Annotated in this window: 6 protein-coding genes; 3 read left to right on the forward strand and 3 right to left on the reverse strand. The window is 67.8% G+C overall.

The features are described 5' to 3' along the window. The first annotated feature begins 34 nt into the window (after positions 1-34). Positions 35-610, forward strand: a complete 576-nt coding sequence (locus tag ABZW60_RS20520) for a helix-turn-helix domain-containing protein (RefSeq protein WP_355478998.1) — start codon at positions 35-37, stop codon at positions 608-610. A 263-nt stretch (positions 611-873) separates the two neighbouring features. Here ABZW60_RS20520 and ygiD read toward each other — a convergent pair whose 3' ends face one another. Then, positions 874-1,731: a 4,5-DOPA dioxygenase extradiol gene (ygiD, locus tag ABZW60_RS20525; protein WP_355479000.1), complete on the reverse strand. Its 858-nt coding sequence runs from the start codon at positions 1,729-1,731 to the stop codon at positions 874-876. A gap of 178 nt (positions 1,732-1,909) precedes the next feature. Here ygiD and ABZW60_RS20530 point away from each other — a divergent pair, with 178 nt between their 5' ends. Further along, positions 1,910-3,781 (forward strand): FAD-dependent oxidoreductase, encoded by a 1,872-nt coding sequence (locus tag ABZW60_RS20530; RefSeq protein WP_355479002.1) that lies wholly within the window; start codon positions 1,910-1,912, stop codon positions 3,779-3,781. Positions 3,782-4,257: 476 nt separating this feature from the next. Further along, complete coding sequence (locus ABZW60_RS20535) at positions 4,258-7,902, forward strand: discoidin domain-containing protein (protein ID WP_355479004.1); 3,645 nt, start codon at positions 4,258-4,260, stop codon at positions 7,900-7,902. A gap of 324 nt (positions 7,903-8,226) precedes the next feature. Here the strand turns inward: ABZW60_RS20535 and ABZW60_RS20540 are convergent, their stop codons facing one another. Together ABZW60_RS20540 and ABZW60_RS20545 are read right to left on the reverse strand one after the other, a co-directional pair. After that, entirely contained in the window at positions 8,227-8,667 is a 441-nt protein-coding gene (locus ABZW60_RS20540) for an SRPBCC family protein (protein ID WP_355479005.1), read from the reverse strand. 325 nt (positions 8,668-8,992) lie between these two features. Continuing rightward, entirely contained in the window at positions 8,993-11,185 is a 2,193-nt protein-coding gene (locus tag ABZW60_RS20545) for a hypothetical protein (protein ID WP_355479007.1), read from the reverse strand. Positions 11,186-11,968: the final 783 nt, after the last annotated feature.

The raw sequence follows: 11,968 nt of genomic DNA on the forward strand, positions 1-11,968 counted from the left end.
ATGAAGCCGGGTCCGTTCCCGGCAAACTGGGCCTATGCCACCCACCACGAGCGGCCGCGGCCGGCCCCGGCTCGAGTCGACCGACCAGCGCATCTTCCAGGCGGCGCGCGAACTGCTTCGCCTGAAGGGTCCGTCCGCGGTGAACATCGATTCCGTCGCGGCCCGCTCCGGTGTGGCCCGGACGACGATCTACCGCCGCTACCGCAGCCGGAACGAATTGCTGCACGCCATCCTGGAGCACCTCATCGACCCGGGACCCCTGGCGCCCGACCTTCCGGTCGACGAGAAACTGCGATGGGTCATGGACCAGATCAGCGACATCCTGGAGAACCGGCTCGGACCGGGCGCCACCGCCGCGATCATCGCCGACAGCGATCCCGAGTTCACAAAGGCCGTACGGTCACGACTGGCCGGCCGGCTGAGCTCGCTGGCCGACCTGATGAACGTCGACATCAAGGCCGGGCTCCTGCAGCCGACGACCGATCCCGACACGGTCCTCGGCGTACTGGTCGGCGCCTACCTCGCCGAGACCCTCAGGTTCGGCTCGCCGCGCACGGGATGGATGGACCGCGCCGTAGCACTGCTGGCTCCAGCGGTCGTCAACAACTGACCCACCGGACCGCCCGCTCAAGAACGCCTGGGCGCGCCAGACGTCCGGCTTGCCCCGGAACGCTCGCGCAGCGAGTCGGACCAGCAGGAGCACCACACTCGCCCCGAGGAGCATCACGAGGAGTGCTTCAATCGCGCTCGAGGTCGTCATACCTGCATCCCTTCTCTCGGGTGATCCACGGAAACTTTTCGATACATTGAATGTAGCGTAAGTGGTTGCAGATCTATTCCCCGAGGCGGCTGACGACTCGGATCACTCCTGATTCAGAGGTTGCTTTCGGTCGCGGGGAAGCCGCCGGGCAGCAGGGCGGCCGGCCCCGCGTTCGAGCCGGCAGTCGCGTCACAGTCCAGCCCGAGGGTGTAGGCGGCCATCGAGATCGAGCCGGCGGCATGTCCGTCGACCAGGAGGTCGAACGGCTCGTCATCGGCGAGCCCCGCGGCGTACAGCAAGGGCAGGAAGTGGTCAGGCGTGGGGACCGCGCGGGTGAAATCAGGATGGGCGTCCAACGTCGTCACCTCCGACGGCGAGCCCTGGAGCAGCTCGCGTGCGGACTCGTCGAAACGCAGCGCCCAGTCGTACCCCGTGTCCGGCTTGCGGTAGTCGACGGCGCGCAGATTGTGGACGATGTTGCCACTGCCGACGATGAGCACGCCCTCATCGCGCAGCGGGCTCAGTGTGCGGCCGAGTTCGAGGTGGTGGTCGAAGTTCTTGAACGCGTTGAGCGACAGCTGGACGACCGGGATGGAGGCGTCGGGGAACGCATGCAGGAGTACGGACCAGGTGCCGTGGTCGATTCCCCAACTGTCGATGTCCTGCCCCACCCATCTGGGCTTGCAGACATCCGCCACGAGTTCCGCGACATCCGGCGCCCCGGGCGCCGGGTACTGCACATCGAACAACTCCTGTGGGAACCCGTAGAAGTCGTGGATGGTGCGCGGCCGGGGCATGGCGGTGACCGCGGTCGCATTCGTGTACCAATGCGCTGAGATGACCAAGATCGCGCGGGGCCGCGGCACCGATGCGCCGAATGCTCGCCAAGCCTCCGTGTAGCGGTTCGTCTGTAGCGCGTTCATCGGGTTCCCGTGGCCGAGGAAGGCAACGGGCATGCGGGTCACATCCACGGTCATCTCCCGACTCGGGGTCCAGGCCGACCTTACGCCGGTCAGAGCCTGCCGGGAATAAGTTCGCGGAGCTTTTCGCTACACCTCATGTAGCGAAAAGCTTCGGAGCGACAACGCCCGAGGGACGGATGCCTTCCCGAGTGGGAGGGCCGGACGGCAACGGATCGTGGAGGACCTGATGGTTGACAGTTCGACTCAGCAGCGCGGCTCTATCGGCAGCGTGACCCAGCTCGGCATTCCCGACGAGGTGGACGTGGCAATCGTCGGCTCGGGCGGAGCCGGGCTGATGGCTGCACTCACCGCCGCCAAAGAGGGGGCTCGGGTCATCGTTGTGGAGTCCCGGGAACTCGTCGGCGGCGCCACCGGTATTTCGGCGGGCGCGGCGTGGATCCCGAACCACGGCTTCGCCACCGCGGACCTCAAGGTGACCGACGACCTGGACCAGGCGCGGCGCTACATCTACGGCGAGGGCCGGGACAAGATCCTTGATCACGCGCTGGTGGAGCAGTTCCTGCACACCGGCCCCGAGGTCGCCCGGTTCATCGAGGAGCACACTTCGTTCGGGTGGATCCCGACGATCTGGCCGGACTACCGTTCCGACATCGACGGCGCGTCCGTCGGGCGGGCACTCTTTCCCGGCCCCTACTCCCCCGCTGGACTCGGCGACGCCGCAAAGTACGTGCGGCCGGCCCTGACGACGGGCATGGCCAAGAACCCGCTCCCGTTCTGGTTGCTGGGTGGCATCGGTACCAAGGACGTCTGGCTCGCCGGCCCGGCATTGGTCGGAGCCTTGCTCGAGGCCGGCCTGCGTCACGGGGTCGATGTACGCGTCGAGGCGCCCGCGGTCCGGCTCATCACGGACGGACCAGCCGTGCAAGGCATCGTGATCCGGTCGGACAGCGTCGAACACACAGTGCGCGCCACCAAGGGCGTCATACTGGCCAGCGGCGGGTTCGAGAGCTCGCCCGAAGCCTCCACGACCTACCTCGGGGCGCCCTTCGGCGCACAGGTTTCTCCCCGGGGCCACGATGGCATCGCGATGCAGCTGGCTCAGGAAGTAGGCGCCGATCTGACCGGCGTGGAGGACGCGTGGTGGATGCCCGCCGTCCAGTTGCCCGGTGAGGAACTGGAGGGTCGTCCGCTCAGTCGAGTCTTCCTGGGTGAGCGTGCGCTGCCACACAGCATCATGGTGAACAGCAAGGGTGAGCGCTTCGCGAACGAAGCCCTTCCGTACGACCAACTCGGGCAGATCATGCGCGAGGTCGACACCGAGACTGGCACCATGCCGAATGCCACCGCCTGGCTGATCTTCGACCAGACCTACTGGACGAAATTCGGGATCTTCGGCGTCCCACCTGGCGGAGACGTGCCCGACTATCTCCACCGTGCCGGAACCCTCGCGGAACTCGCGGCCGAGATCGGCGTCGACGAGGTGGGACTGCTTCGCACGGTCGACCGCTTCAACCCGGAGGCCGCTCACGCCCGGGACCCGCAGTTCAACCGCGGAGACACGCTGTTCGACCGCTACTTCGGCGCCTTCTATCCGACGCTGGGCAGGTACTCGCCCGACGCGCGGTTCCCCGCCGCCACCGCGAAAGCACGGACCCGCATCGCCGCGGCGATCGGACCGATCGTCAGCAAGCTCGCCGGACGAGTGGCGAAGAAGGACGATCCCGACCGCATGCGGTCAATCGTGGTGAGGCCGCTGGCGAGACTCATCCGGCCCGTGCTGAAGAGCCCGAAGTCGAGCGTGCTGGGCCCGGTGGATACAGCGCCGTACTACGCACTCAAAGTCGCGGCCAGCGCCCTCGGCACCGTGGGCGGTCCGAAGACAGACGCAAGGGGGCGCGCGCTGGACACCGATGGAAGGGTCATTCCTGGCCTGTACGCCGCCGGCAACGCGGGTGGCGCACCTACGAAGGGCTTCTACGGAGGCGCTGGAGGCACCATCTCACTGGGCCTCGTCTTCGGCCACCTCGCCGGCCGAGACGCCGCACGGCGACTCGCAGAACACGGCGCCGGTGCCGCAGGAATGGCGAAAGCCCTTTAGATCAAGCTGTTTGAGCTGCGCAGGAGTCTTCCCAGGCAGGCGGCTGGGGACCAGCTGGTTCATGGCTCATCCGGAGGGCCGTCACCGTCGCGTACGACGTGGAGGGTGGCATGGGCGCAGCTGGGCCGCGCGTGACCGTAGGCGCTCGCGGCACCCGCCGCGAGCCCTTCAGTCCCGCGATCTCCCCATTTCTCATCAATGATTAATGGGTCTCACCAATGAGTAATTGGGTTCTTCCACAGCGTGATGAAGTCCATAACGAATCGTTCGTGGTTCCATCTTTTTGCTTGTTTTTCGGTTGACAGAGAGTGACTTAGGCTACGGTTTGCCGCAAGGGGAGAGTCACAATCCGGGGGGCCGGCATGCCGAAACGTTTCGCGACCGCATTTTCCGTTCTCACGACTGCGGTCGTGATGATGTTAGGCCTCACCGCCCCGCCCGCATTGGCAGCGGAGGGTGATCCTGCGTCCTCCGTTGTGGCGACGTGGTCCTGCACCAGCAGCCCGTGCCCGTGGGGACCGTCGGACACCAGCAACACGGCGGTCTGGCCGGCCGCGGCCGAGCCGGTCCGGGCCCGCTACGGCTATACCGTCTCCCACGACGTGTACGCCCCGGCGCCCAAGGTGGCGGGCTGGAAGATCACCGTCACGTCCGGCAGCGCCACGGTGTACGCGGGCCCGGCCGACGACTCGCACTCGGCGCTGGCCAGTCTGCAGACAGGCGACAGCTACACCGTGCCCAGCACGCTGAGCAGCAGCAGCCTCGTGAGCGTGCAGGACGGTGGGTCGTTCCAGTACACGATCACCGCCGGCACTCCGACCGACCCACCGCCGCCGGCCTCCGGTGACAGCTCGGTGCCGGCCACCTGGAACTGCACCAGCAGTCCCTGCCCGTCGGGTCAGAGCTACACCAGCAACGCGGGCGTTTGGCCGGCCGCAGCCGAGCCGGTCCGGGCCCGCTACGGCTACACCGTCTCGCACGACGTCTACGCCCCGGTGTCCAAGGTGGCCGGCTGGAAGATCACCGTCACCTCCGGCAGCGCCACGGTGTACGCGGGCCCGGCCGACGACTCGCATTCGTCGCTGGCCAACCTGTCGGCCGGCCAGAGCTACACCGTGTCCAGCACGCTCAGCAGCAGCAGCATCGTGAGCGTGCAGGACGATGGCGCGTTCCGGGTCACCTTCACTCCCGGCGAGCCGACCACGCCGCCGGCGTCCGGCGACGGCTCGGTGCTGGCCACCTGGAACTGCACCGGCACGCCCTGCCCGTCGGGTGCGAGCTACACCAGCCACGCGGCGGTCTGGCCCGCGACGGCCGAGCCCACCCGGGCCCGCTACGGCTACACCGTCTCCCACGACGTGTACGCCCAGGCGGCGAAGGTGGCGGACTGGAAGATCACCGTCACGTCCGGCAGCGCCGCCGTGTACGCAGGCCCGGTCGGGGACTCGCACTCGTCGCTGGCCGCGCTGTCAGCCGGCCAGAGCTACACCGTCTCGAGCGCCCTGAGCGGCAGCAGCATCGTCAGCGTGCAGAGCGACTCCGCGTTCGCATACACGTTCACCCCGGGTGAGCCGGGCACGCCCCCGCCGGCCGGCGACGGCGAGTCGCCCCGGGTGACCTGGACGTGCACCAGCAGCCCGTGCCCGTGGGGTCCGTCGGACAGCGGGTACGCCGCCGTCTGGCCGGCCGAGACCGACCCCAGCCGCGCCCGCTACGGCTACACCGCCTCGCACGACGTCTACGCGCCGGCCCCGCAGGTGGCGAACTGGAAGATCACTGTCACCTCTGGCAGCGCCACCGTGTTCTCCGGCCCGGTCGGGGACTCACACGCGTCGCTGGCCAACCTGTCGGCCGGCCAGAGCTACACCGTGCCGACCACTCTGAGCGGCAGCAGCATCGTCAGCGTGCAGAGCGGTTCGCCGTTCGAGTACGCCTTCGTGCCCGGCCCGCCGGTGCCGCCGACGCCGGTCGCCTGTACCGACCCCACCACCTGCGACCCGGTCTCCTGGGTCAACGCCCGCTGGCGCTACGCCGGCACCGGCGAGAACCCCGGTGACTGGTACGGCGGCGTGATCACCTGGCCGGTCGGCACGGCCTACCAGGGCAACGGCCGCTCCGGCGACAACGCGCGCAACGTCTACTCGGAGTCGGGCGTTCCGCTCTACCCGTACATGGGTGCCTGGGCCGACGGGTGCACCATCAGCGTGGTCACCGGCCGGGTCCTGATCATCGAGTGGGAGCGCGGTACGGACGAGTGGCGGGAGACCCGCGTCAACGCCGGCCAGGCGTACACCATCTCGCTCACCGGCTCCGAGGACGGCGCCATGATCGAGACGGACAACGACGTCCAGCCCTTCACGCTCTCGGTGAGCAACTGCACCCCGCGGCCGCTCTCGGAGTCGAACAACCGCGTCCCGGTGGCGAACGCCGGTGCGCCGCAGTCGGTCGTGGCTGGTACGACCGTGACCCTGAACGGGTCCGGGACCGACGCCGACGGCGACGACCTCACCTACGCGTGGACCCAGACCGGTGGGCCGGCGGTGACGCTGTCCAGTGCGACGGCGGCGCAGCCGACCTTCACCGCCCCGTCCTCGGCGTCCACGCTGACCTTCAGCCTGGTGGTGCGGGACGGCAAGGCCAACAGCGCAGCGGCGACCACCACGGTGACCACCACCCCGGTCAACCAGGCGCCAGTGGCGAACGCCGGTACGGCGCAGACGGTCAACACGGGTACCACGGTGACGCTGGACGGCTCCGGCAGCCGCGACGCCGACAACGACCCGCTCACCTACACCTGGACCCAGACCGGCGGGCCGGCGGTGACGCTGTCCAGCCGGACGGCACAGAAGCCGACGTTCACCGCCCCGTCCACCAAGACCACGCTGACGTTCAGCCTGGTAGTGCGTGACGGCCAGGCCAACAGCGCGGCCGTCACGACCACGGTCACCACCAACACGGTGCCGGTGGCGAACGCCGGTACGGCGCAGTCGGCGGAATCCGGCGTCACCGTGACACTGGACGGCTCCGGCAGCCGCGACGCCGACAACGACCCGCTCACCTACACCTGGACCCAGACCGGCGGGCCGGCAGTGACGCTGTCCAGCCGGACGGTGCAGAAGCCGACGTTCACCACCCCGGCAACACCGGCCACGCTGACCTTCAGCCTGGTCGTGCGGGACGGCAAGGTGGACAGCGCCGTGTCGACCACCACGGTGACCGTCACCGGTCCGAACCTGGCCCGGGGCAAGACCGCCACCCAGTCGAGCACCAGCGGTACCGCGGTGGCGGCCCGGGCGGTGGACGGCAACACCAACGGCGTGTTCGCGAACGGCTCGGTGACCCAGACCAACCTCTCCACCCAGCCGTGGTGGCAGGTCGACCTCGGTTCCGCGGCGGCCGTCTCCACGGTCACGGTGTGGAGCCGGACCGACGCGAACCGGATGGGCAGCGGCTCGGTGTTCATCTCCTCGACCGACATGACCGGCCGGTCGATGTCCTCGCTGCAGGCCGACGACTCGGTGAAGGAGATGTCGTTCTCGGCGTTCTCGTCCACCACCAACAGCCTGACGCTGAACGCGGGCAACGCCACCGGCCGGTACGTGCGGGTGCAGCTGTCGAGCATCTTCGCCACGCTGAACCTGGCCGAGGTACAGGTCGGCGGCACCACCGGCGCCGTGAACCTGTCCGCCCACCGGCCGGCCACGCAGTCGTCGACCGACGTCGGCACCGCCGCCCGGGCCGTGGACGGGAACACCAACGGCGTCTTCGCAGCCGGGTCGGTGAGCCGGACGGCGTCCAGCTCGCAGCCGTGGTGGCAGGTCGACCTGCTGACGAGTTCCCGGGTCAGCAACGTCACGGTGTACAACCGGACCGACGCCTCGACCGACAAGCTGAACAACGCGGTGGTGTTCCTCTCCACCGCCAGCATGTCGGGCCGGACCTACACCCAGCTGATGGCCGACTCCACGGTGACCAAGCTGAACCTCGGGCCGACGCCCGGGGCGGTCACCAGCCTGCCGACCAACACCGTGGCCCGCTACGTCAAGGTGCAGTCGCCGGCCACCAGCGCCGGTGTGATCAGCCTGGCCGAGGTCACCGTGACGGGCACCCAGCCCAACTGACGCACGACCCACGGATCCGTCTCGGTTCGCTCCATCGCCAAAGCGCACGGTCCGGGCTCCACGCCCGACCGTGCAAGAAAGCCAGCGATGAGCGAGCCGGGACGAATCCTTTGCGCGGCGGCTCCGCCGGCGGACGGCGAAGCGCCGGCCCTGCTGTCCGCCTGGATGACGAGCCGCCGGCAGGCCGACCTGCCCCCGACCTGATCCTCCTGGAACGCCAACTGCGGCACGTCGGCATCAGTCGGGCTCTCGCCTGATCGTCGCTGTGCTGCCGTAGCGTCTAGTTGAAGGCCGAGTACACCGGCGTCTGATCGACTCCGGCAGTCAGCGCGCTTCGAGCACCGATTTCAGGCGGGCGAGATCCTTCTGGTTGGCCCGGCGCATCGCCGCCGCCATCAACGGGGCCGCGACGCCCGCGAATCCCGACGGCTCGCCACGATTGCGCAGTGACATGCGCGTCGACCCTTCGGCCTCAGCCGACCAGCGATAGCTGGTCTCCATCGGGAACGGTCCTTGCGCGGTCCGCATCACCAGACGCTCCTGCGGAACCAGCTCGATCACCTCGTACGTGTAGGCGAGACGCCGCCCCAGAAAGTGCGCGACAAAGTCCATCCGCGACCCGACGGCGACCGGCGGCTCGGTCTGCCACTGGACCGACTCGATGTTGCTGTACCACTCCGGCGCGTTCGACGGATTCCCGACGTACTCGGCCACGACGCCGACCGGCCGGTTGATGACGATCTCGGTCACGACATCGACAGCCATCGACCCTCCTGGTGCACGCCGCCGGTCCCCTGAATCAACGGTGCACGCCTCAGTACAGAACTGTCGAGGCAACCATCGCCCTCGGCTCGAACTCGGCCTTGCCGATGTGTCGCGCCCCGCCGTACCTCAGGTCCGGCCGTCAAGTCATCAGATCCCAAATCACGGCCGCCCGGAGCATGACAGAGGTCTAAGTCCGGATCGCCGCCCGGCCAGCGACCAGAGCCGCAAATCCCCGCGCTAAGTGCGGTACGTCACCGTACAGTGGCGGACACCGCGCCCCGGTCTGAGAGACCGGGGCGCGCTCGGCATGTTCGCGGTTGCCCTGCTATTGGACAGTGAACGTGCGAGTGGCCGTGGCGAAATAGCCGCCCACGATGTTGGGCTGGATCTGGAGCGTGTGCCGGCCGCTCGACAACCCGCTCGCGGTGAACGGTGACGTACAGGTGCCGAGGAACTCGCCGTCCAGGATGCACTGGGTGCCATCGCCACTCACGGCGGAGGTGTCGAACGGTATCGACACATCCGGACCGCTCATCGCCGGGACGTCCGCGATGACGACGTTGTGTCCTTGCCACGTGAGGTCGACGATGCGTTCGGCCGTCGAGTTGTACACGGGGGCACTGAAGCTGAGCCCACCACCACCGAGAAAATCACCGGCGTCGAAAGACTCGATGATGTCGCGGTCCCCGGACCTGGTCAGAACGGCGAGCTGGCGACCGACGGTGTCCCACTCGAGATCCTCGATGGTCTGTCCCTCGACGAAGCCGAGGTCGGCCACCGTGGCCGTTCCGCCGTCGGGCGGCAGGAACACGACCAGTCCGCGCGTACCCGCAGGCGCGTACGCCAGTACGTTCCCAGTCGGTGACAGCACAGCTCGCGTAGCACCCTCAGAACCCTCGAGAGTGGCGATCCGTGCTCCCTGCTCCGCTGCCGCGACATGGGTCAGCGGCGCCCCTGCCAGGCTCTCGTCCTGGACGATGAGGGAGTGGTTGTCGGGGTGCCAGATCGGATGATCGAGGTTGCAGCCCACCCTGACCACCGACGAGTCGGACAATGTCAGGATGTCAACACAGGCGGACGAATCGCTGCCCGTCGTATTGAACGCGATCCGCGTGCCGTCCGGCGACCATGCCGGATGCGCCATCCCGGCCGCGGACCGGACAAGCCTGTCGGCGCCCTGCTGACGAACCCACAGGTTGTCGCCCAGCACGTAGGCGATGTCGATGCCGTTCGGCCCGCTCGTCACCTCGGTGGCGTCCGTCGGCGCGTTCTCGACCGGCACGATCTGAGTGGCCTTCGGCACTGCGAGACTCCCGAGCACGACCGGCTCGTTCGGCCGCCGGTAGAGGGCGGCGACCTGCCCCCTCGCCCTCATCGGCGACACGCGCTCGGTTTCCAAGCTCGGCTCGAACTCGTTGACAGCCCACATTTGGTACGTCACCGGACCGGACGCCGCGGTCCACGGCTCGGTCCAGTGTGTCTGGTCCGGCGCGATGTTGAACGTGGTGTCGATGCCGCCGAGCGTCCGCCGGATGACGAATCCGACCGGCGTGGCGTTGCCCCATGATCCCGGCGTCCACGAAAGATCCACGCCGCTGTAGGTCGCAGTCGCCGTGACCTTGCCGGGCGCGCCGGGCCGGTCATAAACGCTGGCACTGAAATGAAGGTGACGCACACCTCGCGAGGTGCCGTCGAGGATCTCGACACTCTGTGCGTACTCGCCGGCGCTGGTCGCAGTGAGGCTCATGCCGACCACACAGCTGACGCCTGGCCGGACGATGCCACCGCACCCAGCGTTGCCCAGCTGCCAGCCGAACCCACCCTTCAGCGGCTGCACGGAAAGGATCAGGTCAGTCGTCCCCAGGTTGGTCAACGTCGCTTGCTTGCCGGGCCGCTGCGTACCGGCGAAGACCTTGCCGAAATCCACCCGCGGCGTGTCGACAGCGATCGCCGCGTACGGCTTCGTGCTTTTCACGCGGATCTCGCCGAAGACCGACGACGCGCCGGCGCAAGAACCCTCGTACGTCGCACTCAGGGTCGCGACCTGCAGATCGGCGGAGTACGCGACCTCCGTGACATCCAACGTCCCGTTGAGCGCACACTCGGCGTCGTGCTGCTTGAGAACGAACGTCGAACCGTTCGTACCAAGAGCAACGGCGCCCACGCCGGACAGAAGCCGGGGCAAAGTGATTTTGATGTCGCCTGCCGACAATGTCCGCGAGCCGCCGGCCGACACGTCCGTGACCTGGGCAGAAACCTCGTCCGTGAGCCAGGTCGATGAGCCGCCCGGGTCGGCGTCGACGGTCAGTACGTCGCTCGCGCCGACCGCCGGGTCCGTCGCCGGCCTGGTGCCTGTTGCGGTCGCGCTCGGCTGACTCTCGCCGTCGGCGTTCACGGCGATCACGCGGTACGTCGCGCTGGCGCCTGCCTTGACACGCGAGTCGACCCAACTCGTCGTACCGGCGGGCAACTGCTTCGACGCATCAGCCCACGCGCCATTGGTGCGAAGCGACTGCACAACATATCCGTCAGGCACACCACCATCGACAGGCGCAGCCCACGCGACACCGAGGCCGCCGAGGACCGGGAAAGTCTGTACGGCGGTCGGCGCCGCCGGGGCGACGTCCACCTGCGCGGACCACTGTGGTGCAGCAGCCGCAGGGACAACCACGCTGAAGGGCAAGGACAGGACAAGGGCAGACGTCAGCAGCAGACGGGCGCGACGCATCAACACTCCATGATCGGGCGGATCCGGCGCACCCCGAGCAACACCGGCGAAGGTCAGACAGATATGTATCGTTCAAAACCCACCGAGGGCAACCCTCTTGCAGCTTGTTGCAAGGTCCCGTCAGCCACCGGCCCGAAGCCGAGCCGATCGAACTTGCAAACAACACGCTCCGCAGCCCACCACACGACCGCGCGTTCATCGCGAAGCAGTTTCTCGACCTCAGAACGGGCGGACGTGCCCCGGGCTGGTCGAGCCCGACAGCGGCAGGTGGCGCCGGTGCAGAATTGCGACCCGGCCCACTTAGCGCATCGCAGCCGCGTAAGCCTCGGCATCACCGATCGCCCATAGAACGAAACCGAGACGTCACCTATGCAAGACCAACACCTATAACTGCAATGACCTCATCAAAGTCGATGACTTCATTTTCTCGGCGATCGAAGACTTACATCGTCTCGCTCATCTTCGATCAGTTCTTGTACGGCATGACCGCCTGCCCATGATTCGCGACCCTGGAAAGCCATGCCCGATCGCCATTCGAAGCAACACCTCGACAGGCACCTTGATTACTATGGC

Origin of the sequence: Kribbella sp. NPDC003557 (genome assembly GCF_040610805.1) — a bacterium.
Classification (GTDB): Bacteria; Actinomycetota; Actinomycetes; order Propionibacteriales; family Kribbellaceae; genus Kribbella.